This is a genomic window from Thalassobacterium maritimum, from assembly GCF_031127805.1.
GTDB classification, from domain to species: domain Bacteria; phylum Verrucomicrobiota; class Verrucomicrobiia; order Opitutales; family Coraliomargaritaceae; genus Thalassobacterium; species Thalassobacterium maritimum.
In genome coordinates, this window is the sequence record NZ_JARXHW010000009.1 from 65203 (window position 1) to 90187 (window position 24985).

General features: G+C 53.5%; 25 protein-coding genes. 12 read left to right on the forward strand and 13 right to left on the reverse strand.

The annotated features are described in order from the left end of the window. Nucleotides 1-3: 3 nt before the first annotated feature. Nucleotides 4-681 carry a ribonuclease III gene (gene rnc, locus QEH52_RS05830; protein ID WP_308949155.1) on the reverse strand — a complete coding sequence of 226 codons (678 nt, stop codon included), beginning with the start codon at nucleotides 679-681 and terminating at the stop codon, nucleotides 4-6. 133 nt (nucleotides 682-814) lie between these two features. On the opposite strand from rnc, the gene QEH52_RS05835 reads away from it, so the two are divergent. Together QEH52_RS05835 and QEH52_RS05840 are read left to right on the forward strand one after the other, a co-directional pair. Continuing rightward, on the forward strand, nucleotides 815-2368 hold the full coding sequence (locus tag QEH52_RS05835; protein ID WP_308949156.1) for a PhoH family protein: 1554 nt from the start codon (nucleotides 815-817) through the stop codon (nucleotides 2366-2368). A 213-nt stretch (nucleotides 2369-2581) separates the two neighbouring features. Continuing rightward, nucleotides 2582-3124 carry a hypothetical protein gene (locus tag QEH52_RS05840; RefSeq protein WP_308949157.1) on the forward strand — a complete coding sequence of 181 codons (543 nt, stop codon included), beginning with the start codon at nucleotides 2582-2584 and terminating at the stop codon, nucleotides 3122-3124. Nucleotides 3125-3560: 436 nt separating this feature from the next. On the opposite strand, the gene glyA is transcribed toward QEH52_RS05840, so the two are convergent. The 6 genes from glyA to QEH52_RS05870 all read right to left on the reverse strand — a co-directional run bounded on the left by glyA (nucleotide 3561) and on the right by QEH52_RS05870 (nucleotide 9597). After that, a complete protein-coding gene (gene glyA / locus QEH52_RS05845; protein WP_308949158.1) occupies nucleotides 3561-4844 on the reverse strand; it encodes a serine hydroxymethyltransferase in 1284 nt (427 codons plus the stop codon). A gap of 40 nt (nucleotides 4845-4884) precedes the next feature. Next, on the reverse strand, nucleotides 4885-6396 hold the full coding sequence (locus tag QEH52_RS05850) for a hypothetical protein (protein WP_308949159.1): 1512 nt from the start codon (nucleotides 6394-6396) through the stop codon (nucleotides 4885-4887). A gap of 38 nt (nucleotides 6397-6434) precedes the next feature. After that, nucleotides 6435-7220: a 5'/3'-nucleotidase SurE gene (gene surE / locus QEH52_RS05855; protein ID WP_308949160.1), complete on the reverse strand. Its 786-nt coding sequence runs from the start codon at nucleotides 7218-7220 to the stop codon at nucleotides 6435-6437. Nucleotides 7221-7235: 15 nt separating this feature from the next. After that, entirely contained in the window at nucleotides 7236-7697 is a 462-nt protein-coding gene (locus tag QEH52_RS05860; protein WP_308949161.1) for an acyl-CoA thioesterase, read from the reverse strand. A 476-nt stretch (nucleotides 7698-8173) separates the two neighbouring features. After that, nucleotides 8174-9130 (reverse strand): transaldolase, encoded by a 957-nt coding sequence (tal, locus tag QEH52_RS05865; RefSeq protein WP_308949162.1) that lies wholly within the window; start codon nucleotides 9128-9130, stop codon nucleotides 8174-8176. Nucleotides 9131-9216: 86 nt separating this feature from the next. After that, nucleotides 9217-9597 (reverse strand): DUF423 domain-containing protein, encoded by a 381-nt coding sequence (locus tag QEH52_RS05870; RefSeq protein ID WP_308949163.1) that lies wholly within the window; start codon nucleotides 9595-9597, stop codon nucleotides 9217-9219. 126 nt (nucleotides 9598-9723) lie between these two features. Between QEH52_RS05870 and QEH52_RS05875 the strand changes: the two genes are divergently transcribed. From QEH52_RS05875 to QEH52_RS05910, 8 genes are all read left to right on the forward strand, one after another. After that, nucleotides 9724-10311, forward strand: a complete 588-nt coding sequence (locus tag QEH52_RS05875; protein WP_308949164.1) for a hypothetical protein — start codon at nucleotides 9724-9726, stop codon at nucleotides 10309-10311. A gap of 163 nt (nucleotides 10312-10474) precedes the next feature. Then, entirely contained in the window at nucleotides 10475-11572 is a 1098-nt protein-coding gene (locus tag QEH52_RS05880; RefSeq protein WP_308949165.1) for an outer membrane beta-barrel protein, read from the forward strand. Between the two features lie 127 nt (nucleotides 11573-11699). Then, the gene (locus tag QEH52_RS05885; RefSeq protein WP_308949166.1) at nucleotides 11700-12695 is read left to right on the forward strand and encodes an RluA family pseudouridine synthase; all 996 of its coding nucleotides are present in this window, start codon (nucleotides 11700-11702) and stop codon (nucleotides 12693-12695) included. Between the two features lie 128 nt (nucleotides 12696-12823). After that, entirely contained in the window at nucleotides 12824-13378 is a 555-nt protein-coding gene (gene secG / locus QEH52_RS05890; RefSeq protein ID WP_308949167.1) for a preprotein translocase subunit SecG, read from the forward strand. Between the two features lie 143 nt (nucleotides 13379-13521). Next, on the forward strand, nucleotides 13522-14307 hold the full coding sequence (locus tag QEH52_RS05895) for a hypothetical protein (RefSeq protein WP_308949168.1): 786 nt from the start codon (nucleotides 13522-13524) through the stop codon (nucleotides 14305-14307). 123 nt (nucleotides 14308-14430) lie between these two features. Next, nucleotides 14431-15192: a CopG family transcriptional regulator gene (locus QEH52_RS05900; RefSeq protein ID WP_308949197.1), complete on the forward strand. Its 762-nt coding sequence runs from the start codon at nucleotides 14431-14433 to the stop codon at nucleotides 15190-15192. A gap of 122 nt (nucleotides 15193-15314) precedes the next feature. Continuing rightward, entirely contained in the window at nucleotides 15315-16505 is a 1191-nt protein-coding gene (locus tag QEH52_RS05905) for a pyridoxal phosphate-dependent aminotransferase (RefSeq protein WP_308949169.1), read from the forward strand. 35 nt (nucleotides 16506-16540) lie between these two features. Further along, nucleotides 16541-18766 (forward strand): NADP-dependent isocitrate dehydrogenase, encoded by a 2226-nt coding sequence (locus QEH52_RS05910; RefSeq protein WP_308949170.1) that lies wholly within the window; start codon nucleotides 16541-16543, stop codon nucleotides 18764-18766. Nucleotides 18767-18824: 58 nt separating this feature from the next. Here QEH52_RS05910 and QEH52_RS05915 read toward each other — a convergent pair whose 3' ends face one another. From QEH52_RS05915 to QEH52_RS05935, 5 genes are all read right to left on the reverse strand, one after another. After that, nucleotides 18825-20252 (reverse strand): phytoene desaturase family protein, encoded by a 1428-nt coding sequence (locus QEH52_RS05915; protein ID WP_308949171.1) that lies wholly within the window; start codon nucleotides 20250-20252, stop codon nucleotides 18825-18827. After that, entirely contained in the window at nucleotides 20252-20659 is a 408-nt protein-coding gene (locus QEH52_RS05920) for a putative toxin-antitoxin system toxin component, PIN family (RefSeq protein ID WP_308949172.1), read from the reverse strand. Before QEH52_RS05920 ends, QEH52_RS05915 begins: the two co-directional genes overlap by 1 nt. After that, nucleotides 20659-20907, reverse strand: a complete 249-nt coding sequence (locus tag QEH52_RS05925; protein WP_308949173.1) for a type II toxin-antitoxin system Phd/YefM family antitoxin — start codon at nucleotides 20905-20907, stop codon at nucleotides 20659-20661. Before QEH52_RS05925 ends, QEH52_RS05920 begins: the two co-directional genes overlap by 1 nt. A gap of 128 nt (nucleotides 20908-21035) precedes the next feature. Beyond that, entirely contained in the window at nucleotides 21036-21287 is a 252-nt protein-coding gene (locus QEH52_RS05930; protein ID WP_308949174.1) for an acyl carrier protein, read from the reverse strand. Nucleotides 21288-21333: 46 nt separating this feature from the next. Further along, on the reverse strand, nucleotides 21334-22572 hold the full coding sequence (locus QEH52_RS05935) for a beta-ketoacyl-[acyl-carrier-protein] synthase family protein (RefSeq protein ID WP_308949175.1): 1239 nt from the start codon (nucleotides 22570-22572) through the stop codon (nucleotides 21334-21336). A gap of 143 nt (nucleotides 22573-22715) precedes the next feature. Here QEH52_RS05935 and galE point away from each other — a divergent pair, with 143 nt between their 5' ends. Continuing rightward, a complete protein-coding gene (gene galE / locus QEH52_RS05940) occupies nucleotides 22716-23705 on the forward strand; it encodes a UDP-glucose 4-epimerase GalE (RefSeq protein ID WP_308949176.1) in 990 nt (329 codons plus the stop codon). Nucleotides 23706-23803: 98 nt separating this feature from the next. Here the strand turns inward: galE and QEH52_RS05945 are convergent, their stop codons facing one another. Further along, nucleotides 23804-23959, reverse strand: a complete 156-nt coding sequence (locus QEH52_RS05945; RefSeq protein ID WP_308949177.1) for a hypothetical protein — start codon at nucleotides 23957-23959, stop codon at nucleotides 23804-23806. Between the two features lie 201 nt (nucleotides 23960-24160). Here QEH52_RS05945 and QEH52_RS05950 point away from each other — a divergent pair, with 201 nt between their 5' ends. Continuing rightward, complete coding sequence (locus QEH52_RS05950) at nucleotides 24161-24973, forward strand: ABC transporter ATP-binding protein (protein WP_308949178.1); 813 nt, start codon at nucleotides 24161-24163, stop codon at nucleotides 24971-24973. The last annotated feature ends 12 nt before the right edge of the window (nucleotides 24974-24985 follow it).

Consider the following 24985-nt stretch of genomic DNA (forward strand, 5'->3'; position numbering starts at 1 on the left):
CGCTTATTTTAAATGTTCGAGAGCCACGGCGGCGGCTTTAGCTTCGGCGGCTTTTTTAGAGCTGCCTGTGCCACGGCCGAGTTCTTTGCCTCCGAGAAAGACGGCGGCGCTATAGTGACGGTCGTGATCGGGCCCTGCGGCGGGCAATTCTTGATAACGGGGCACTTCGCCGGCGTGATGCTTTTGCGACCACTCTTGCAGTTTGCCCTTGGGGTTCTGATTGCCCGCGCTGAGCTCGATCGCGTCGATTTGATCGCCGAAGAGGTGGAGGATCGTTTGGCGTGCGGGGGCGAGGCCGGCGTCGAGGTAGACGGCGCCGATGAGTGCTTCGAGCGCATCTTCCAACATCGCTTTACTGGGCTCGGCCTGGTGTTGGCGATGGGCGTCGCTAACTTCGAGGTATTTGCCCAGTCCCTTGGATTGTGCCACGCGGGCAAGTGATTTGCCATTCACGATGCTGGCGCGGCAGCGATCGAGTGCGCCCTCGTCGGCCTGTGGAAACTTGTTGTAGAGCACTTCCGCGACCACTAAGTCGAGTACCGCATCGCCGAGGAATTCCAGCCGTTGGTTATCGCCGCTGGCGCGATCGCAGCTCGAGTGCGTGAGCGCGAGTTGCAGCAAGGTCTCATCCTGAAAGCTGTGTTGAGAGATCGGTTCGAAGAGTCGGTCGGGCGTGTGCATCTTATGTGAAAAATTTGGAGCTTGTGGGTTTACCGCTTGCGCTGGAGAGGTCTCTCATGCAGCTTACACCTAGTTCATTTCGGTCCGGCTGCAAATACTGGAATCGCATTTCGCTCTCATTTATACAAATACCTTGTCGAAAGAAAAATCGCTCTCGTCTGTGTCTAAGGCCAAGATCTTTGTCCTAGATACCAATGTTCTCCTGCACGATCCGCAGTGCCTCCATAAGTTTGAGGATAATACGATCGCCATACCAGTCGAAGTGCTGGAAGAGTTAGATGGCAAGAAATCGGCGCCTGGGGAGCTTGGCTTTTCCGCGCGTAAAATCCACCGTGATTTGCGTGCGCTCTTTGATGAAGGCTTGGAGACGCCGCCGGAACTCAATGGTCAGGGTAGCTCCGCGTTGAGCCGCAAACTCCCTAATGGTGGACGCCTGGTGGTGGTGATTAACGACTATATGGTTGCGGGAGAGAGCGAGAGCGAAGTGCTGAATCGTCTCAAGGCCACCTTGGTCAATTTGGAGAAAATGGATAGCCGGATCTTGGCCTCCGTCTTTTTTCTGAAGGAGGTCTGCCCCGATAGTCGAGTGATTTTAGTCACCAAGGACGCCAATATGGCGCTGAAGGGCATCGCCTTGGGCTTAGAAGTTCAGGATTACATGAACGACAAGGTCACCACTGCCAAACTGGGGGGTGGGTGTAAGACGATCAAAGTTGAGAATGCGGACTATGAGCGTTTTTTGGAAGAGCAGGGGGTGGACCTCTCGCCGGAGCTGACCAGCCACCTGTATCTTAATGAGTATATTTACATTAGTAATGGCGAGTTCAGTGAGCCTGCACGTTATCGTGGGGATGGGCAGGTGGATGCCCTGATCCTGGGCACCGATGTCGGGGTGAAAATTCCGAAAGGCATACGTATTTACCCGCTCAATTCGGAGCAGCGAATGCTGATGGATGCGCTGCTGGATGAAGACATTAAGCTCGTGACCTGCAGCGGTAAGGCGGGCACGGGTAAAACCTTGGTCTCGATTGCGATGGCACTCTTTCAAACCATCGGTGAGGACAATTTGTATGAGCGTGTCTTTATCTCGCGTCCTCTGGTCAATATCGGCAAGGATACCGGCGCGCTGCCGGGCACTTTGGAGGAAAAAATGGCGCCTTACATTGCACCGTTTTTCGATAATTTAGAGGTGCTCTTTAGTAATCGCAAAGTGGTGAAGCAAGAAGAGCCCACGAATGAGGATGCGCACATCAATCGAATCACCTCGACGCGTAAGCGTAAGAAGGCGATGGCGAAACTGGCCAAGCAACCTTCAAAGCAGGAGAGCGCTGAAGAGGAAAATAAGCCGCGCAAGCCCTTTCAGTTCCTATTTGATTACGGCATGGTTGAGGTGGAAGCGATGACCTTTATTCGCGGCCGTTCGCTCTCGAATACGATTTTTATTATTGATGAAGCGCAGAATCTAACACCGCATGAGGCCAAGACAGTTGTCAGCCGCATGGCTGAGGGCTCGAAGGTGATCCTGCTTGGAGATCCGTATCAGGTGGATAGTATGTTCTTGGATGCGTGGTCCAATGGTCTGGTGCACACCGCGCAGCGCCTCAAGGGCACGGAGATCACCGCCCACTTGGAGCTGAGCACAGGAGTGCGCTCCGAGTTGGCGGACCTCGCGGCAGATCTGTTGTAGCGATGTGACGCCAGTCGCGTCCTGTGCGGGGCAGGAATTCAACATTGGACGTTTCCCGAGACCTCGCTCCACCTTCGCTCTCCGAGCTTCGGCGGACAAGTAGCGCGAGTTCGCTACGGTGCTGTGTTTTTTGTAGCGATGCGACGCCAGTCGCGTCCCTTATCTTCGCTCCTTTAGGCTTGAGTTATTATCGGATTTCTGGAGCCTATCTGCATGGACGAGCTAGAATATAAGGGTGGCTTGAAGCGTCTGGATTCTAGCTATTACGAGGGTATTAGTTTTGTCCATTGGACCATGTGCTTGAAGGACCATGCGACGGGGTGGCTAGATCCAGCCCATCATGCCGCTTTGCGTGAGATTTGCCTGCACGCATTCGCTCGTGAGTTTTTATGTTGCCCGGCGTACTGCCTGATGCCGAATCATGGTCACTTTCTGTTGGTTGGATATGATGTTCGAGCTCAACAACGGGCAGCCATTCGTTGGATGCGACGCGAGTGGAACCTGTTGCTGTCGCCTTTAAAACTGCAGCACCAACCCTATGAGAGTGTGTTGCGTGAGTTCGATCGTTCTCGCGAAGCATTTGCGTCTGTGGCTGTTTATATTCTGCGTAACGCCGAGCGGGCTGAACTAGTTGAAGACTGGCGGGAATGGCTTTATGCGGGAGCACTCTTCCCCGGGTATCCTAAGTTGGATCCGAGGAAGGTGCACTTCTGGGAAGATTTTTGGAAGGCTTACCAGAAGCATCTGAGCGCGTAAATGTCGGGATATTTGTAGCGATGCGACGCCAGTCGCGTCTGCTGCGGCCAGGAATTCAACATTGGGCGTTGAGCGTTGGATGTTCGACGTTCCCCGGGACCTCGCTAGCGCGAGTTCGCTACGGTACGGTGTTTTTTGTAGAGATGCGCCGCCAGTCGCGTCCTGTGCGGGGCAGGAATTCAACATTGTTCGTCGAACGTTGTATGCTCGACGTTCCGCGAGACCTCGCTCCACCTTCGCTCTCCGAGCTTCGGCGGACAAGTAGCGCGAGTTCGCTACGGATTGAGGTGTAGCGATGCGCCGCCAGTCACGTCCTGTGCGGGGCAGGAATTCAACATTGTACGTTGAACGTTGGACGTTCGACGTTCCCAAGTTATATAAAAAAGGCGGACTTGCTTTCGCAGGTCCGCCTTGGATTTAAATTATAAGCGTTGCCTTAGTAAGGTAGTGGATATTTTGCGGCAAGCTCAGCGACGCGTGCTTTGACGTCTTCGAGTGCTGCGTCCAGACCGTCGGTGTCGATGGCTTTCAGCACGGTGTCGATGCAGTCGGCGATGGTGACCATGTCGGCTTCAACGAAGCCGCGGCTGGTGACCGCCGGTGTGCCGAGGCGAATGCCGGATGCTTTGAAAGGAGAGCGTGTCTCGAAGGGCACGGTGTTCTTGTTGCAAGTGATGTGCGCGCGATCGAGCGTCTCTTGCGCGACCTTGGCTGTGAGGTCAGGCAGGTTTTCGCGTAGGTCGACCAAGAAAAGGTGATTGTCGGAACCCCCGGAGATGAGCTTGTAGCCACGTTCCATCATGGCTGCCGCGAGTGCTTGCGAGTTTTTGACGATTTGAGCGGCGTAGTCCTTGAAGCTGGGCTTGAGGGCTTCACCGAAGCAGACTGCTTTGGCTGCGATGACGTGCATGAGCGGTCCGCCTTGGCCACCTGGGAACATTGCAGAGTCGATGATTTTTGCGTGCTCGGCTTTGCAAAGAATCAGGCCGCCACGTGGGCCGCGTAGGGTCTTGTGCGTGGTGGTGGTGACGAAGTCGGCGTGTGGCACAGGAGAAGGATGAACGCCTGCGGCGACCAACCCTGCGATGTGAGCAATGTCGGCGAAGAGATAGGCGCCGACGGAGCGAGCGATTTCGCCCATACGTTCGAAGTCGATGATGCGTGAGTAAGCGGATGCGCCTACAGTGATCATTTTGGGCTTTTCCTTTTCGGCCACTGCAGCGAGTTCGTCGTAGTTAATCAGGCCGGTGTCTTCGCCGACGCCATATTGCACGAATTCGTAGAGTTTGCCCGAGAAATTGACGGGGCTGCCGTGTGTGAGGTGTCCGCCGTGGGCGAGGTTCATGCCCAGCACCTTGTCGCCTGGTTGGAGCACGGAGGTGTAGACTGCGAAATTAGCTTGCGAGCCAGAGTGGGGCTGCACGTTTGCGTGATCCGCGCCGAAGAGTTCTTTGGCGCGCTCGATGGCGAGGCGCTCGACGACATCGACGTGTTCGCAACCACCATACCAGCGTTTGCCGGGATAGCCTTCAGCGTATTTGTTGGTCAGGATGCTGCCTTGAGCTTCCATGACGGCTGGGTAAGTGAAATTTTCCGACGCGATGAGCTCGATGTGGCTTTCTTGGCGTTGACGCTCGGCAGCGATGGCGGCGGCGATTTCAGGATCGATTGCGGCGATCGGGTTGGCGTTGAGGGCGGGATTGGATGTTGCTGTGCTCATTGTTTGAGTGGTTTGAAAATAGTGCTTGGGCGAGGTTGGTTTAGAAGGGCCAGATCCATTCGCGGGCGGAGGATTTTTTCGCAGCGGGAGCTTCTGGCTCGGCTGTTGGGGTCGCGGCATCGGGACTTGGAGCAGGTGTTGCTGCGGCAGTTGTGGTCGTGCTGTCGTCTGCTGTGTCGGCTTCGCTTGTTGCGGGGGCGGTTTTTTCGCTCCAGAAGGGCCACCACCATGGATCCGTCTCGCGGGCTTCTTCGTATTCCTCGGCCAGCATCGCGTCGGGGGAGGGCGCGGCTTCGTTTTCGCCAAAGGGCCATGCCCAGCGTGCAAAGGTGCGTCCCCAGCCGCTGTCTTGTTGCTGAGCGGGGTCGATGCCAGCGGCCTCGGCCAGTGTAATCATTTGCTGCGCTACGTCGGCACGCCCTTTCAGGTGCTCCGCAAGTTTACTGCTGTCAGTGGGGGCGGCGGCGCGAGTGCGTGTGGGCACGCCGTCCAGTGGGCGGCCTGGCTTGTATTCGTAGATGACAAAGCCGCGTCCGATGGGGCTTAGGATTTTGCGCATACCATTGTCCCAGCGCATGAAAATGTCCTGTCCTTGCATCCTCCAGTCGCCCTCTAGCTTGCGATCCAGTGAAGTGTTGAGATTCCCGAAACGCGCGATTTCGACGCGCTCAAAGGAGTTGTCTGAGAGCTTGATGAGCCAGTTGCCGCGATAGAACGCCAGTGCGTTTTTACGACTGGAAAAGGCAATGCCACCAGTGTGAACCTCGCGTTCCGACTGGTAGTTGGCCATCCATGCGCTCGGAACTTTGTTCTCGATGGTGCGAGCCGCTGGGCGCACTTCGCTTTCGTCGTCTTCAATGATTTGTCCGGCTGCAATGATTTTGTAGCTAAATTCACGCTTGTTTGGGCGGAGGATGGAGTATTGTCCGCTGTCCCATGCGATATGCAGTTCGCTGCCTTGTTTGGCCCAGGAGCCGCGTAGGCCGTCTTGACCGCCTGCGGTGGTGGCTGCGGAGCGATCAGGCTCGATGAGCACATACTCCGCTTCGGCATCAGATTGGCCGATCTTCCAAATGCCGAAGTAGCCTTTTGCTTTGTCACGGTCGGAGGTTAGTTGGCTCTCCTTCGTGGGCGCTTTGGCCCATTGGCCTAGAATCTCGGAGGGGACCTGTTGGGCCTTTACGGTGTAGCGTTCATTGCCACTATTGTCGAGGTGGGTGATGGCGAAACCTAGCTTGTCGCGTAGAATGCGGTGTTGGCTACCGTCGGACCACTGTAGAGTGGCGCTCTCTGCGGTGCTACTCCAGCTGCCTTGGTAAACGCTGCGGTCGCTGTTGTCGCCCCAGAAATATGAGGCGCGCCCTTGGCTTTTGACTAATAAGACCAGTGCCCCTTGGTTCGGAGTCTCGATCTGCCAAGTGCCACGAAAGAGGTCGTTACTGCTTTGTGCGTGAGTGCTTTGGCTAAGTAAGCTGAAGATCGCCAGACCGCAGAAAAGGACGGCGAGGGGTCGAAAAAACTGTGTGCATCTCTGCGCGGAGAATAAAATCATAACTAGTGCCTATTTTTCACAGTCGCAACAGGCAAGAATTATTCCTGAGGCCTGCCGATTCTGGAGAAGTTTAAGAGGCTACGGCTAATGCGTCCGCTGTCGAGCACTGCGCGGTCAGATTCGGGGTGCGGTTCGACCACCGTGCCGTCGGAATACCGGAAACTGTATTTACCTGGACTCGTTTCGGCGAAGAGACTGCCGAGCTGTAGCTTGGCTGGGAAGGTTTCGACCACGGGAGTATCTGCTGTCGTCTCCAGGGGGAAGTTGATATTGACGACGCTGCCAATGTAGGCGGATTTGTTTTTGAGCGTGTCGAGAGCCATTTGGGCGGCATGGGCTGCGGCTTCTTTCAGTGATGCATTAAACGCTTCGTTGCCTTGGCCATTCGCATCGCGGATGGAGTCAAATAGGTGGTTGGGCACACTCTGGCTAAAGGCAATCGCGGGTAAATCCCACAGTACGCCCTCGATCGCACCGGCGACCGTGCCCGAGCTGAGGATTAAAGTTTCGGTGGTATTGAATCCGATATTGATACCCGATAATACGATGTCTGGCTTTTCGGGCAATAAATTGCCGAGTGCTATATTGACGCAGTCTGAGGGAGTTCCGCTAATGGCCCAGGCTTGTACGCCAGCTGCGAAATAGGATGGGCTGTCGATGACTTCAATCTCGCCGTGGCGCGTCATGCAACGGCCGGTCCAGCTTTGCTCAAAGGCAGGCGCAGCGACCGAAACACGAAAATGCGGGAGCAGCGCCTCGACGAGGCGGTGAAGAAAGGCGGACTGAATGCCGTCGTCGTTAGTGATGAGTGCGTGTGGTTTCATTGGTTTATATTGGGCTTAAACCCCCTTAGGTCGTTGGAGCACTTCGGCCGGTGCTTCAGTGATGCGTGCGCGCACGTGCTCGGGTAACTCGACAGATTTGAGTGCGCCGTCTTCGCACAGTTGCGCTAAGATCGTTGTCATGTGCCCTTTACCAGCCTGTGTGCGGGAGCCATCTTGATTGTGGCGGAAAATGCGGAACTGGTAGTCGATCGCTCGATCTTTAACCGATTTGACAGCGAGGTGGATGTCGATGGTATCGCCAAAGCGCAGTGGTGCAGAGAATTTACACTCCGCTCGGGCGCGTGGCCAGCCGACCAGTTCGCCTGGCTTTGTACGAATGAGGTCTACACCCGCGGCTTCGAAAAAGTCGCGTTCGGCCGTTTCCATGTACTTAAAAAAATTAGAGAAATGGACAAGTCCCGCCATGTCGGTTTCCGAAAACTCGATACGGCGGGTGGAAGTGTGTTCGTAAGGCATGCGTGGCAGTGATGCCGTTGCTGACGCGAAAGGCAATCTCAGGAGTCATTTTTGTCTGTAGCGATGCGACGCCAGTCGCGTCCTGTTCGGGGCAGGAATTCAACATTGGACGTTGAGCGTTGGATGTTCGACGTTCCTCGAGACCTCGCTCCACCTTCGCTCTCCGAGCTTCGGCGCACAAGTAGCGCGAGTTCGCTACGGTGCTGTGTTTTTTTTGTAGCGATGCGACGCCAGTCGCGTCCTGTGCGGCCAGGAATTCAACATTGGATGTTGAGCGTTGGATGTTCGACGTTCCCCGAGACCTCGCTCCACCTTCGCTCTCCGAGCTTCGGCGGACAAGTAGCGCGAGTTCGCTACGGTGCTGTGTTTTTTTGTAGCGATGCGACGCCAGTCGCGTCTGTGCGGCCAGGAATTCAACATTGGACGTTGAACGTTGAACGTTGGACGTTTCCCGAGACCTCGCCAGCGCGAGATCGCTACAGTTTATTCGCTACGATTTCGCGCACCTTGACCATGTCCTGACCGAATACGCGGATGCCTTGCGAGAGCTTTTCGGTCGCCATGGCGTCTTCGTTCATGAGCCAGCGGAAGGATTTCTCACTTACGTCCAGGCGCTCGATGTCGGCACTCTTGGCGCTTTGAGCGTCTAGTTTGCGTTCGACGGCTTCGTCCATGCCTTGTAGCTCTTCCAGTAGGTTCGGGCTGATCGTGAGTAGATCGCAGCCTGCCAGTTCCAGGATTTCGCCGAGGTTGCGGAAGCTGGCTCCCATGACTTCGGTTTCATAGCCGAACTTTTTATAATAGGTGTAGATTTCCTTGACGCTTAGAATGCCAGGGTCGTTGGAGCGGTCGTAGCTGGTGTCGGTGTTGGCTTTATACCAGTCTAGGATGCGTCCGACAAAGGGGGATATGAGTTGCGCGCCCGCTTCGGCGCAGGCCACGGCTTGGGCGAGCGAGAAGAGGAGTGTCATGTTACAGCGTATGCCTTCTTGCTGTAGTATTTCAGCGGCGCGTATGCCTTCCCAAGTGGATGCGATTTTGATTAGCACGCGCTCGCGCTGGATGCCTGCGGCTTCGTAAAGAGCGATCAATTCGCGGGCTTTGGCTACGGTGGCTTCTGTGTCGAAAGACAAACGGGCATCCACTTCGGTCGAAACACGCCCTGGCACGATCTCCAGAATCTTGAGGCCGAAGCCGACCAGCAGGTGGTCGATGACGAGGTCAATACGTTCTTCGCCAGTTGCTGTGGATTCGGTCGTGGACTGGATGGCGTCCTCGAGCACGCTGGCATATTCCGCTTTTTGCAGTGCTTTGAGGATGAGCGAAGGATTTGTGGTCGCATCCTGTGGCGTATAGGCCGCGAGTGTTTCAAAGTCGCCAGTATCTGCGACTACTGTGGTGAGTTCTTTGAGGGAATCGAGTGTATTTGACATAGACGTGGAAGCTTACACGTGAAGCGATTTGGAGCAAATTTGTTTTGCGGGTTTTGCATGAGTTTAACACATGCTCCGCTCGAATCTTATTCATGCTTCATTTTGAGTGCTGCGACGATTAGCGCCGCCCAGCCAATAATGAATGCGAGGCCACCGAGGGGTGTGATGGGGCCTAACCAGCGTGGTCCGCCGAGTGCGAGCCAGTAGAGCGAGCCAGAGAAGAGGGGGATCCCGATGGAGAAACATAGAAGTGCCAAGCGTTGGGCCCTCCCTGCGCACTTGTAGCTCGCGACAATTAACAGTGCCAGTGCGTGCCACATCTGGTAGTCCACTGCTGTCTCCCAGGTGGCTTGGGTGCCCGCTGTTGCGAGGCGGCTCTCTAGTGCATGTGCTCCGAATGCGCCTAATGTTACTGACGCTAGTGCGAAGCAAGCTCCGGTGAGTATGTAGGTGCGCTGAAGGCTCATGGGTGTAGCTAGTATCGCTACCTGCTTTGTGCGTCAATGGATTCTCTTGAGTTGGGTTCATTTACATTAAGCATGCTACTTTTTCCTTGCCAAAAATTCGGTACTAACCATGAAGGTGAGGCAAATATGCGTATCAGTTTATTTAATCTATCTGCCCTTGCGGCGTCTGTTGTCTCCCTGTCCCTACCTCTGCAGTCCTCTTTCGCGGATTCAGGATCAGGTCCAGCAGGTTCGGAGGCAGCTCGCATTGCGCTACTGGAGCAGCGTCTGTTGCAGTTGGAGCAACGCCTAGCCGACACCGAGCAAGAGACTAAAGAAGTTAAAGTGTTGGCAGCCAATACAGTTGCTTCTTCTGGTGCTGGGAATGTTGCCAATTCTTCGGTTCTGGGGAATGGCGCCACTTTCGACATTTTAGCAGGCAGCGCGTGGCGTAACCTTCGTTGGACTCAGGAAGAGCAGTGGGCTGGTATTAAGCGCGGTGTGACTGAAGAGAAGGTGATCGAATTGCTGGGCTATCCTCCGCGTTCGCTTGATTCTCTTAAGCCACGTGTGGATAAGGTCTATTGGTATGAGACCAGTTTGCGCGATACCAGCACTGGAATGCATGGTAAAATTTCTTTTAAAAAGGGGCGTGTGGTCGCGGTCGAAAAGCCTGACTTCAGTGCTTCACCTGTAGTTGATAAAGCTGCAGTTTCACGCCAGCGTTTGCCCTAGCTCCTCGCTCTTAGTCTTTTCTTAATTTTTTAGTTATTATTTGTTGTCGATTGGATCGAACTCATTTTTAGCTATAGATACTTTTAACCTCAATTTCGTCAGCAATTTCGCTGACTTGTTTGAGGTTGAGACAAACAAACAAAACACAAAACAAACACACAATATGAAAAACAAAATTGCTATCGCATCTGCATTTGTTGCAGCTTCTAGCTTTTCGACTGCGGAAATCGTTGTAAACGACTTCCTTTCTTTCGAAGGCTTCGTAGATATGTCTTACACTCACACTGACAGCGAGTTCGCTGGTGATGAGGGTAACGAAAACAGCTTCGCAATCGATCAGGTTGAGATCAGCTGGTTGTTCGATTTCGACACTGTTACAGCTCAAATTGACTTCGATTACGAAGACAACGATGATTCCACAACAGAAGTTGAGCAAGCGTTCGTTACATACCACATGGATGGTGGCAGCGCAGTGACTGCAGGCCGTTACGCTTCTATGCTCGGTTTCGAAGCATTTGAGCCAACTGGTTTGTATCAGTATTCCTTCGGATACGATATGTTGATTGGTGATACATCTGTGCTTCCTGGCTATGCACAAGGTGTTAAATACACACACGAATCAGACACTACATTCTTCGGTCTTTCTCTTCAAGACGAAGCTTACGACAACGGTAGCGACGCATTCGGTGGTAACCCCGATTCGACATACGCTGTTGAAGCTGCTGGTTCTGTGATCCTCGCTGAAGGCCTCACTGGTTTCTTGGGTGGTGTATACGAGAATGGTGATGACGTAGACAACTACGCAATCAACGCATACGTTACTTTCGAAACAGGTGCTTGGATCTTCGCTGCTGAAGTCAACTACGGTGACTTGGAGTCGGGTGCTACATTGGGTGCAATTGGTGTTGAAACAGCTATCGACAATGGCTTCGGTACTTCTGCAAATACTTTTGCAGCTAACGAAGAAGTGCTTCAATTCCTCTTGATGGCTAACTTCGCTTACAGCGATCAAGCATCTATCACAGGTCGTTTCACATACACAGATCATGAAGCTGACCTCGATGTTGCTGGCACAGCAGTCGATCTTGAAGCTGATGCAATGAAGTTCACATTGGCTCACGGTTATGCTTTCACAGATAACCTCTTCCTTGTGACTGAAGTTAGCTATGTTGACGGTGAGTTCGACACAGACAACGCTGCTTTCGCAGGTGATGACTTCGACGGCCTTCAAGGTGCTGTTGAGCTTATCTTCTCCTTCTAATTTGGTTTTACCAAATTAGATCGTAAAGAAATCTTATTTTTCAAAGCCCTCTCGGTTCGCCGAGGGGGCTTTTTCTTTGGCTGAATGAGCTTGCTTGCCTGCGCTAGACTTGGCGCACTGTGTATCGATGACAGATGACTCTAACCAAAACGAAAAGACGCTCCTTGATTGGGCGGCGCAGCTATGCCCTGATTCTCCACGTAAGCGACTGAAGGAGTGGATCGCATCGGGGCGCTTTTGCTTGGACGGGCGTGTGGTGACGAAGGCGGGGCTGCGTTTGTCAGATCCGGGCGCTTCCTTGACGCTCGGCACGCCAGAAAAGTCGGCCGTGGCCTGGGGGCACCGTAAGCGGATTCATCCGAAGCTGGTCTTGGTTTACCTCGATAGCGATTTGGCGATTGTGGATAAGGAGTCGGGCTTGCTCTCAGTGCCGACTGATAAGCAGGGGAAAATCTCGGCCATCGAGGTCTTGGCTAACTATTTGAATGATTCACGTGGTGAGGCCACGCGACGCAGTTTCTTTGGTTCGCCCGACGCAGTGAAGCCACTCCCGGTCCATCGTTTGGACCAATATACCAGTGGTCTCTTGTGCGTGGCATTGAATGATACTGCGCGGCAGAATCTGATCAAGCAGCTGCGAAGTCATGACTTTCTGCGTGAGTACATTGCCTATGGCGATGGGGACGCGTCACAGCCGCAGGGCACTTGGACGAATTACTTGCAGTTGGATGAGCGTGGTTACAATCAACAACTGGTTGACGGGCCCGCGGATGGGGCGACTCAGGCGATTACGCACTATCAGGTGGAAGAGGTTTTTGAGCGTCACCATGTGTCCAAGTTGCGCATTCGTCTGGAGACGGGATTGAAGCATCAAATTCGCATACAAGCCGCTGCCAACGGTCTGCCGCTGGTTGGAGATCGTATTTATCATCCGAGCACCCAAAAGGCAGTCGCCAAGAAGGGGGCCAAGTTGCCATATGGCTTTAAGCGTCAGGCATTACATGCGGCGACCATCGGTATTGTGCACCCTAGCAGCCGTAAGAAAGTGAAGTTTCAGTCCAAGATTCCGGGTGATATGCAATTGCTGGAAGAGCGCTTGCGGACCGCGAAGCATAAGGCTTGAGCCTTATTTGAATGACTATTTATTAGATTGGGGCTTGATGTTCGAGCTGCAATCCTTCCTTTTCGCTTGAACTCAGTGCAAGGCTTGGCATTTTACCCTGCTTTTCTCATTATCAACGGCTTACCATTATGAGCACATTACTCATCAGTCTTTTAACTCTCGTCCTCTTGCTGATCTCGGCATTTGTCATTCTAATCGTGCTCATGCAGCGCACTAGTCAGAGTGGCGGTATGGGAGCTGCGCTCGGTGGCGGAGCAGCAGAGTCTGCCTTCGGTTCGGATACGAATAACATTCTGACGAAGGGTACGGTTTACGGCATCATCGCTTTTTTCTTGGTGGCGTTGGGACTTTACCTGCTTTATCAAGCGCAGGCCGCGAATGCGGTGGCTGAAGTCGATATGAGCACACTCATTTCTTCTAAGGAAGAAGAGTCAGTCGCAGAAACAATTACTGAGGTCGTCGAATCTGCGAATGTGGCTGCTACAGCTGGCGCTGAGGAGGCTGCGAATGCAGCTGATAGCCTTGCTGCGGAAGTGTCGTCTACCGCAGATGCCGTGGAGGGAACTTCTGAGGCAGTTGTGGAGTCTGTAGAAGCAGGTGCTGCAGAAGTTGAAGCTCAGGTCGAAGAGGCTGTCGAATCCATCGATGCCGCTGCGAGTGATCTGTTGCCCGCTACGAATTAATGCGATTTAAGAAAACTTTTTTTTATTCTCTTTTAAGAAGGTCAGCTGTGGTCGGTTTATCCGCGGCTGGCCTTTTTTGTGCCTGCTCGTCATTAAATGCACAACGTGCAGGTGGGGAGCGCGAGGATCGCTCTTCGCGCCTGATGCCGCATATCGATGTCGAAGAGGGCGCGCAGCGCTTGGAGGCGTTTCGCCGGCAACGCCTGGATGGTGACTTTTGTTTTGAGTTCGAGCTGGAGCACAAGCCACGTCGTGCGCGCACGGTGCGCTATCAAGGCACGATGTGGGGTTCTTGGAATGATTTGGGGCCAATTACTCGCTTCCGGGTGGAACCTGTCGGCAAGAGTTCAGTTGCGCCCGTGGAGGCACCGCAAGTTGTGGAGCTGATTATTCAGAACGGTGTGTCGCCGCAGGTGTGGTTGAGACGTTCCGAGAGTGAGTCTTTTCGGTTAGTGCAAGGGCAGGCGCTGTTTGAGCCAATCTTGCCGGACTTGCTGTATTCTCCCTTTGACCTGCAAATGCCTTTCGTGTATTGGGAGCAGTTCACTTATGAGGGGCCCACCTTGGTGGGGGCTACGCGCGTGGCGCAGCAATTTTTAATGCATCCTCCCGAAGGTTCTGCGAGTGCCGCTCGTGGGATTTCCGGTGTGCGGGTGGGTTTGGATGATACTTATAATGCTTTGTGGCGTATTGAGGTGATGGATACTGATGAGGAGGTGGCATCACGCTTTGCGGTAGAGAGTTTTCAGAAAGTGCAGGAGCAGTACATTGTTAAGCGTATTACGCTTACGGAATACCCGAGCAAGGATCGCACCACCTTTGATGTGGAGTCTGCTTCGGTAGGTATATCTTTGGACCGCGAGTTGTTTTCGCCACTATCTATGCGGGCTGCGGGTGATTTTGAAGCCTACATAATGGAGGATTTGTAGAATTTATTCGGCGTTACTGTTTTATGGGGTTATCACCTTATTGAAGCATTGTCACGTTTGGTGAAATTATGTTGACTTGCTCATTATTCGAAACAGCGTTTATGCAAACGTAACACATTGATTATGAGCAGCAAAACTACTACACCACTAACTTTTGATATTAGGCAGGACCTACTGGTTAAGCTTAAGGAACTTCAAGTTAAAACTGGAGCCCGTTCCGTAAGTGAGGTGGTTCGTTATGCGGTTAGTCATTTGAAGGCTTCAGAATTGAAGTTTGCGAATACAGCGCACCGGCAAATTTCGGTGCGTTTGTCAGATGAGTTGCGCCAAGGCTTGGTTAAGATGAGCCAGCGCAAGAAGGTGAGCGTAGGCGAATTGTTGCGGGCTGCTTTGGATTCTCTGCCAGATGATCTTCCTGATTTTGAGCCGGCCAGCAAGGTCGCTAAAAAGAAAGTGGCTAAAAAGAAGCAAGCTCGCAAAGTTACTAGCAAGAAGAAGGCTGTAAAGAAAGCGGCCAAGAAGACTGTAAAGAAGGCTGTAAAGAAAGCGCCCAAGAAGGCTGTAAAGAAAGTAGCAAAGAAGAAAGTAGCCACCAAGAAGACGGTGAAAAAGAAGGTCGCTAAGAAAACTGCTGTGAAGAAAACTGTCGCTAAGAAAGCTGCAAAAAAGGCGGTGAAGACGGTGGCGAAGAAGGCTGTAAAAAAGAAAGCTGTTAAGAAAACTGCTGTTAAGAAGAAAGCAGCGAAGAAGGCCGTGAAGAAAACAGCGAAGAAGGTGGCTAAAAAGTCTGTGAAGGCTCCATCGGTTCGCAAGGTTGCGGCTAAGAAAGCCGCCAAAAAGTCGGTGAAGAAGAAAGCGGCGAAGCGTAAGACTTCGAAGAAGTAGTGCCACTTTTTATACGAATCTTAGGCAAGGCTTGCTTTTAGCCACGCAAAAGTTTTGATTCTGCGCTCTCGTAGCACTGTTTATATCGGTGCTACGAGAGCGTTTTTTTATTTATTCTACCTATGTCACAGCAAGCTAAACTCTCTACTTGGGCGAGTAACATCGCTCCATCTCCTACTCTCGCCGTCGATGCTAAGGCCAAAGAACTCAAGGCTGCAGGCGAAGACGTATGTGGCTTCGGTGCGGGTGAGCCCGATTTTGATACACCTGAGTTCATTAAAGAGGCCTGCATCCAGGCCATTCAGGAGGGCAAGACGAAGTATGCGCCCGCTCCAGGGATTCCTGCTTTGCGTGACGCGCTCGCGGAAAAATATCGCAATCAAGGTGTTGAGGGGGTGACTGCGGCACAGTGTGTGGTCAGCCCCGGCGGAAAGTACTCTTGCTACTTGGCGATTCTCGCTGTGATCAGCCCTGGGGATGAAGTGATCATTCCTGCGCCTTATTGGGTGAGCTACCCTGAAATGGTGAAACTGGCAGGTGGGGTGCCTAAGACTATCTTTGCAGGTTTGGATAATGGCTTTAAAATCACTCCGGATCAATTGCGCGCAGCCATTACGCCTAAGACACGCTTGATGATCATCAACAGCCCGTCCAACCCAACGGGCGCGATTTATTCATCGGAAGAGTTGCAAGCTCTGACTGAGGTAGCGCTGGAAGCTGGCATCTACATCATGTCCGACGAGATTTATGAGTATTTGCTCTATGATGGTGTCAAGCATGTGAGCCCTGCGTCATTTTCTAAGGAAGCCGCGAATGCTGTGATCACTGTGGCTGGCTTTAGTAAGACTTTTTCCATGACAGGTTGGCGCCTTGGCACCCTGATGGCGCCTCCCGCAGTGGCTAAAGCAGTCGCGAGTTTGCAAAGTCAAACCAGCTCTAACGCGACTACCTTTGCCCAGTATGGCGCACTGGCTGCTATGCAAAACTGGGATCAATCGATGGCTGCAGTGAACGAAATGTTGACCGTCTTCGACCGTCGTCGTCTCACACTCTTGGAAGGTCTGCGCGGTATCGATGGTATCGAGTGCGCTCGGGCGCAGGGTGCTTTCTACTTATTTCCAAACATTGAAAAAATCGGTTTGAGTGCTGCCGAATTTGCGGCCCGCATCCTAGAGGAAGAGAAGGTGGCCGTGGTGCCTGGTGAGGGCTTTGGTGCGCCGGGTTACATTCGTTTGAGCTATGCCACCTCCGACGACGTCATTGAAAAGGGCTTGGATCGTTTGGTTAAGTTTTGCGCGAAGTTAAAAGCGTAAACCATCTGCAAGCTGCTATCAGAAATTTTACTACTATGAGCGACAAAGCAAAAATCATCTACACTATCACGGACGAAGCGCCGGCCTTGGCCACGCACTCCTTATTGCCGATTATCGAGGCATATACAGCTGCGGCTGGAGTCGCTGTTGAAACGCGCGACATCTCGCTGGCAGGCCGCGTATTGGCGAGCCTGTCAGAGTTTTTGCCAGCCGATCAAAAGACCGCAGATCACCTCGCCGAGTTAGGTGATTTGGCGAAGGCTCCGGACGCTAATATCATTAAGTTGCCAAATATTTCGGCTTCGATGCCGCAGTTGATTGCGTGCATCAAAGAGTTACAGGCACAGGGCTTTGCGCTGCCGGATTATCCGAGTGATGCCAAGAGTGATGAAGAAAAAGCGATTCAGGCTGCCTACGACCGAGTGCGTGGCAGTGCGGTGAATCCAGTTCTACGTGAAGGTAACTCGGATCGTCGTGCGGCGGCTGCAGTTAAGCAGTATGCTAAAAACAATCCTCACCGCATGGGTGCTTGGTCCGCGGATTCCAAGTCGACTGTGTCGAGCATGCCGGATTCAGATTTTTATGCCAACGAAAAGTCGGTCACACTGCCTGAGGCGACCACTGCCAAGATTGAGTTGGTTGCTGCCGACGGTAGCACCACTGTTTTGAAAGAGGGTTTGGCTCTGCAAGCGGGCGAAGTGCTCGATGGCACTTTTATGAGTGCAAAAGCATTGCGCACATTCCTCGCGGAGCAAATCGAAGCTTCTAAGAAAGCGGGTGTGCTCTTTTCACTGCACATGAAGGCGACGATGATGAAGGTCTCGGACCCCATCATTTTCGGCCATGCCGTCGAAGTCTTCTATAAAGACGTTTTTGAGAAATACGCCGACACCATCGCAAAGCTCGGTGTGGATGTGAAGAACGGTCTTGGCGATCTTTATGCTAAGATCGCAACTCTACCTGCTGCAGAAAAGGCGGCGATTGAGGCTGATTTAGACGCTGTCTACAGTAACAGTCCTGCGATCGCGATGGTTGATTCTGACAAGGGCATCACTAATCTACATGTGCCGAGCGATGTGATCATCGATGCGTCTATGCCGGCAGCTATCCGTAGCTCGGGTCAAATGTGGAACGCCGCTGGGGAGCAGCAAGACACCAATTTTGTGATCCCTGATCGTTGCTATGCTGGCGTGTATGCGGAAACCGTTGAATTCTGCAAAAAGAATGGCGCTTTTGATCCGAAGACCATGGGCACTGTGCCCAATGTCGGTCTGATGGCTCAGAAAGCAGAAGAGTATGGCTCGCACGATAAGACATTTGAAATTCCTGCCGATGGCACGGTGCGCGTGGTGGATGCTGCGGGCAATGTGCTCTTCGAGCACCAAGTCGCGAAAGGCGATGTGTGGCGTGCTTGCCAAGCCAAAGATGCACCGATCCGTGATTGGGTGAAACTTGCAGTGAATCGTGCTCGTGCAACCGGAGCGCCAGCCATTTTCTGGCTCGACGCGGCGCGTGCGCACGATGCGCAGTTGATCGAGAAGGTGAACACATACTTGAAGGATCACGATACCGAAGGTTTGGATATTCGTATCCTGAGCCCGGTTGAAGCGACACGTGTCACGCTGGAGCGCGCCAAGGCTGGTGAGGACACCATTTCTGTAACAGGTAACGTGTTACGTGACTACCTGACCGATTTGTTCCCAATCCTAGAGCTGGGCACCAGTGCTAAGATGCTTTCGATCGTACCACTCATGAATGGTGGCGGTCTCTTCGAAACAGGTGCGGGCGGTTCGGCACCGAAGCACGTGCAACAGTTTGAGAAGGAAAACCACCTCCGTTGGGATTCGCTGGGCGAGTTCTTGGCGCTGGGTGTGTCTCTGGAGCACTTGTCGGCGGTCTTTGACAATGCTAAGGCGCAAACGCTTGCAGATACCTTGGACGTGGCCAACACCAAGTTCTTGACCGAGAACAAGTCGCCCTCGCGTAAGGTGAACGAACTCGACAATCGTGGCAGTCATTTCTACCTCGCGCTCTACTGGGCGGAAGCCTTGGCTGCGCAAGATAAGGATGCTGAGTTGAAAGCTCGTTTCGCACCACTTGCAGAGGCATTGGCTGCCAACGAGGCAAAGATCGTGGATGAGCTCAACTCGGCACAGGGTGTCGCTATGAACATCGGCGGTTACTACCGTCCAGTGCTGGAAAAAGCACAGGCTGCGATGCGCCCAAGTGAAACCTTCAACGCAGCTTTAGCCGCCTTGTAAGAGGTTAAACGCTAATTTTTACCATGAGGCCGTCCCGCTTGGGGCGGCCTCATTTGTTTCAGGCTCCCTGCAATACGTGCAAGTTGGCCATCGAAATGCCGCTCAGCATGGCGCCGACGATGCCGAGGAAGCCTTGATCGGTGCCGGCTAAATAGAGGTTATTTAAATGGGTGCGGCCGTCTTTGATCTTGTTGGGGGCGCCATAGATTGCGCCGTTTAGGTGGCCGGTGTATTTACGTACTGTGCGTGGGGTAAACATGTCGCTGGCGATGCGGTTGGCGTTTAAATCGAGTTTGCTGGCGGGCAGTAAGCCTAACGTGACTTTTTGCAGCTCCTCATACCAGTAGGTTTTTTGTGCAAGGTAGTCGTCCTCTGAGAGGGCGCACCACTTGTCGTGATTGGCCATGGCGGTCACGCGCAGGTAGCCTTCGTCCAATTGACGGCCCTCGCCGTATTGATAATTATTGGGAAAGCAAATGACGCCGCTCGTCGGGTCGACGAGTTCGTGTTCGACGCGCGCGTAGCGGAAGCGCTCGGCGGTGTTGAAAAAGATGATGGTGTCGTCCCATCCGAAATCGGTGGGCTGTTGATCCAGCACGGTGATGGTCTCGGTAAAGCTGAGCTGGCCAATGTTGTCACTGGCGGCGTCAGCTGGCTGATCCTCGCACAGGCGGGCGGTTTCGACCGCACCGGCGGTGGAGATGATCTTGTCGGCGGTGAGGACAGCACCGCTGTCCAGTTCGATGGAGGAGGCGTTGTTGCCGCTGGTATGGATCTTTTGAATGCCACACTTCATCTTGCGCACGCCGCCCAGCGAGCGGTATTTGTCCTGCAAGAGCTTGATGATCACGCGCACGCCGTCCAGCGGGCGGGCGAAGCCCTCGAAAAAGAGCGAACGAAACATGATGGCGAACTGGCCGTAGTCCATGTCGTGCTCCTGCGCGCTGCCGTAATACATGACTGGGCAGAAGAGCATATCTTCCAGTAGAGGATCCGATATGTGACGCTGCACCGCCGCGCGGGCGGAGCTGGGCATGGAGCCGAGGTTAAAAGCATCGAGCGTGCGGACCTCTTCCGCTAGCGCGCGGAAACCGTCGATCTGTTGCGGGAAGGCGCGTGCGACTTCCGATTCGAAAAAGGCGAAGTCATTGTTAAAGCCTAGCTCGCAGCCGGGGAAGGCGACTTTGGAGCCATTTTGCGGGCAGAGGTCCAGAGCGTCGTAGGGGATGCGCAACTGGCGTAGTAGCTTGGTCAGCGGTGTACCCTTGGTGCCTTTGGGCACGTAATTGGTCATGGCGTGCAGGCCCACGTCGAATTTACGCCCCCCCTGACTGTAAAAGGAGTTGAGCCCACCAGAGGCATTGTGACGTTCTAGTATGATGACGTTCTTACCAGCCAGCGCGAGACGGATGCCGGCGGCCATGCCAGCCATGCCAGCGCCGATGATGACGACTTCGTAGTGTTGTTGGTCGAGGGAGGGAGGCATTATTTAGAGAGGTGTTGTTCGGCGAATGCGGAAAGAGTCAAAATGTGGGTCTGTCGAAAGGGATGGAGCACGAGCAGATCGTCGTCGCCCGTGATAAGGAAGTCTGCCCTGGATGCCGCGGCGAGTTCGAGGAATTTATTGTCCTTCGGATCGCGGCAGTCGTGGATGGTCTCGGTCGGGGTGAACCATTCGGCGTCGCTTGCTATAGCTCGAAGTATTTCGAGTCTCACTTCGGAGGACATATAGCGGTCAAACTTACTCCGCATGAGAACCTCTGTAAGCTCGCTCATCGTTTGCTTCGAGAACGCGTAGAGGTGGCTTTCCAAGATGCGATGAATGCGCTGTCCTAGTGTGCCTGTTCGAAAAAGTGCGTAGCTGACATACAGGTTTGTATCGATTATGATCACTAGGACGGATTTACTTCTGCCAAGATTTCGTTAAGAATTTCTTCCGTTAAGCCATTGGCAGCCGCTTCTTTGCTGGCAGCCTTCACCAGATCGTCCAACTCTTTCATACGCATCTTTCGCAACTTTTCCCAGTCTGCCATTGGCACAAAGGCGCCAACTTCGCGGTTCTGGCGTTTAACGATGACAGGTTCACGACTACCTTTGTCGAGGAAATCGCCGAAATTTGCCCGAGCTTCAGTGGAGGACATTGTGATCATATCACTTAAAATGTACGAAACAGCTGTTTTGTCAATTTTGTACGTTTTGCGTGAAAAACAACAAAGCACAGGCTGGGAGGCCTGTGCTTTGTGAATGGAGCGATCGTGGTCGCTGGAAATTATTTCGCGTTGAATTTAGGCGTCAGGTATTCCGCGCAGCTGTCGAGTGACGCCAGCTTGGGGTAATCCTCTTCGGGCACTTCGATGCCGTGTTGCTTGCGGAGTTCCATGACGATGTCGAGGAAGTCCATGGAATCGAGGTCCATTTGGTCACGAAGATTCACTTCTGGCTTGAGGCCGGTGGTGTCTTCGTCAGGTGCGATTTCGTCGATAATGTCGATTACGATTTGTTTTACTTGATCTTCGGTCATGGTATTAAATAGCAGATGAATAATGATTTATGACAGAGCGAATCGCTTAGTCTTCAAATTTTTTGATAATGAGTGCGGAGTTGATTCCGAGCATTCCAAAGGAGTTGTTGAGGATAACTTTGACGGCGTCAACCTTGCGTGGCTCGTTAATGACGAGATTTGGCAGATCACACTCGGGGTCGAGCTCTTCCACATTAATGGTGGGGTGGATGATATTATCTTGAAAGGAGGGGAGGTTGCCTGCGAGTTCCAGTGCGCCGGCGGCGCCCATGCAGTGGCCGATATAGCCCTTGGTGTTGTTGATGTAGGTGCTGGGGCAGTCGCTAAATACCTCGGCGATGGCCTTCATCTCCTGAATGTCGCCCATTGGAGTGGAGGTGGCGTGGGTGTTGACGATGTCGACCTCGCCAGGCTCCATGCCCGCGACTGCGAGTGCTTGACGCATGCACTCGGCCTGGCGCTCGGGGTTGGGGAGCACATAGTCGGAGGCGTCAGAATTGATGCGGTAGCCCACGATCTCGCCGAGAATCTTGGCGCCGCGTGCTTGTGCGTCTTCGAGGCGCTCTAAGGTGTAAATGCAGCCACCTTCGGAGACGACGATCCCGTTGCGGCTCTTGTCGAAGGGGCGGCTGGTCTTATTGACGTCGCTTGGATGAGTGCCGAGGGCGCCTTGGCTCTTGAAGCCGGCAAAAATGCCAAAAGATTGCGTGCTTTCACTCACGCCACCGGCCAGTGCAAAGTCCACTTCTCCCAGGCGCAGCATTTGCAGGGCTTGGATGAGGCCCGCATTTCCAGCGGCACAGGCGGCACCGATGGTGTAGTGCGGGCCCGTGATGCCCATGTTGATAGTGATTTCGCCGGCCGGATTGTTGGCCACTGTGCGCGGATTGTGGTGGTGGGTCCAGAATTTGGTGTCGTAGTCGAACTTCGAGATGTTGTAGACCTCGTGCTCGGTTTCCACATTGCCATGCTCGGTGGTGCCTACGTAAACGCCGATCCGGCTCTTGTCGTAGTTCTCGAAGTCGAGTCCGCTGTCGTCGATCGCTTCGCGTGCGCAGTAGATGGCGACACTGCCTGCGCGTGTGCCCACACGAAGTTCTTTGCGTGTTTGATACTTCTTGGGGTCGAAGTCGCAGACGCCTGCGGGCACAGTGCCAATATAGCGCAAGTCGGCCATTTGGATACGTGCGACACCATCGAGGAGGTTCTTACGATACTCTTCGAGAGTGTTGCCGTTGGGCGAGGTCAGGCCGACGCCTGTGATGACGATGCGTGAATGCTGCATAGATAGCGGTAAGGGATACCACGAGTAGAGGTGGAACTGTCAATAGTGGAAAATTTTTGCTTCGGGGCAAATATGATTATGGATTTTCTGGAAGAGCGGTTTTTTAGTTTGGAAAAACATGCGAGGCTGTCTATCTGGTTCGCATGAACGTATTAGTTGTCGGAGGAGCGGGCTACATTGGTAGCCATTGTGTGCGTCAATTGCAGGCTGCAGGGCATCGTCCTGTAGTGCTAGATAATTTGGTCTTTGGCCACCGTTCGGCGGTGGGCGAGGGGGTGCCTTTTTATAACTGTGATCTGGGCGACCCCGAGGCGGTGGCTCCGATCCTGCGGGATGAGAAAATCGAGCTGGTGATGCACTTTGCGGCCTTCGCTTTTGTGGGGGAGTCTGTGACGGAGCCGCGCAAGTATTATGAAAATAATTTTGTAGCGACTCTGCGTTTGCTGGAAACGATGTTGGATAATGGAGTGAAAAAATTCGTTTTCTCCTCCACTTGCGCGACTTATGGTGAGCCGGAGTCGTTGCCGATTGTAGAAACCTTGCCGCAAGCTCCGATCAATCCTTATGGTCAGACCAAGTTGGATGTGGAAAACTGCCTAAAGGCCTTCGCGCATGCGTATGGGCTGAGTTTTGCGGCTTTCCGCTATTTTAACGCCGCGGGCGCTGCCGAGGACGGTCGCATTGGTGAGGACCATCAGCCGGAAACGCACCTGATTCCGCTAGTGATCGATGCGGCTACCGGGCGCCGGGAGAATATTAAGATTTTTGGCACCGATTATGATACCCCAGATGGCACTTGCCTGCGGGATTATGTGCATGTCGACGATCTGTCTCGGGCGCATATTGCAGTGTTTGAGAAGTTGGAAACACCCGGCGCGGGCCATTTCTATAATCTTGGCACCGGGCGCCCGAACTCTGTGCGCGAAATTATCGACGCGGTTGAAGCGGTGACAGGGCTTAAAGTGCCCGTGGTGGAAGACGAGCGCCGGGCGGGCGATCCGCCTGCACTGTATGCAGACTCCAGTAAGGCGCAAAATGAGCTCGGATGGGAAATTAAATTTACCGAGGTCAAAGACATTATCGAAACCGCGTGGCGGTGGCACCAGGCCAATCCTGAGGGCTTTGCGGACTAGGGCGCTGCGGCCTCTGGTGCTCGCTGCGGCCTTTGGTGCCGATTGCCACCTCGGCCAGGCAGCTTCGAGATGCGCTCTCGGAGCTGTCGACGCAGGTCCTAGAAGCCTGGTATGTAGTTCAGCGGGTTGAGGCTGCTGCCGTTTTCTTCGATGGTGACTCCATTTTCCGTGCGAGTGGAACCGCAGCCGGAGAGCCATAGTAGGGCGGTGGCGCAGCAAAGACTAAGGGCGATTTTGGAGAGACTTGATTTCATACGATTCCTTGGGTTGAGAGAGATCTGTGGCTTGTGCGACATCGATGGCCGCGTCGCCTGCAGACTTTGTCCAGCGTGCCGTGGCTGTAAAGCTCTAGTTCGTTTGCAATGTGCTTCCTCGTGCGATGGAGACTTTTTTAGGACAATTGGTGCACTTTTCTGTGCTCGGTATTGCACGCGGCGAAGTTTGTCCTATAACGCATGCATATGTCCGAAATCTTGACCAACGAAACTTTGCTCTCTGTTCGTGATTTGAAAGTGCATTTCCCTGTCAAGGGAGGCTTGCTTCAGCGCACGGTGGATGTGGTCAAGGCGGTGGATGGTGTCAGTTTTGATGTCCCCCGCGGTAAGACGGTCGGCCTGGTCGGAGAAAGTGGCAGTGGTAAAACGACGACCGGGCGGGCGATTGCTCGACTCGTGCCGATTGTTGCGGGGTCGGTGGAGTATGATGGCCGAGATCTCGCCGGCCTATCTCGCAGTGAGTTCTTTGCCTACCGTAAGAAGATTCAGGTCATCTTTCAGGATCCCTTCGGTTCGCTCAATCCACGGATGACAATCTACAGCATCATTGCGGAGCCACTGGATATACATTTCAAGGCCTGGTCCAAAGCTCAAAAGCAAGCCCGTGTGGCAGACCTACTGGAGAAGGTTGGGCTCTCGGCTGATTGGATGCAGCGCTATCCGCACCAGTTTAGCGGTGGTCAGCGTCAACGTATTGGGATCGCACGTGCTTTGGCGGTGGAGCCTGAGTTTATCGTTTGTGACGAGCCTGTGAGTGCGTTGGATGTCTCGGTGCAGGCGCAAATCGTGAATTTGTTACAGGATTTACAAGAAGAGCTAGGGCTCACGTATCTTTTCATCGCGCATGACCTTGCAGTGGTGGAGCACATTAGCGACGAGGTGTTGGTCATGACCGAGGGCAAGATTGTCGAGCAAGCCAGTGCCGACGAAATTTACAACAATCCACAACATCCATACACCATTAAGCTGCTTGAGGCGGTGCCGCAGCTGTAACAGCGGGTATTT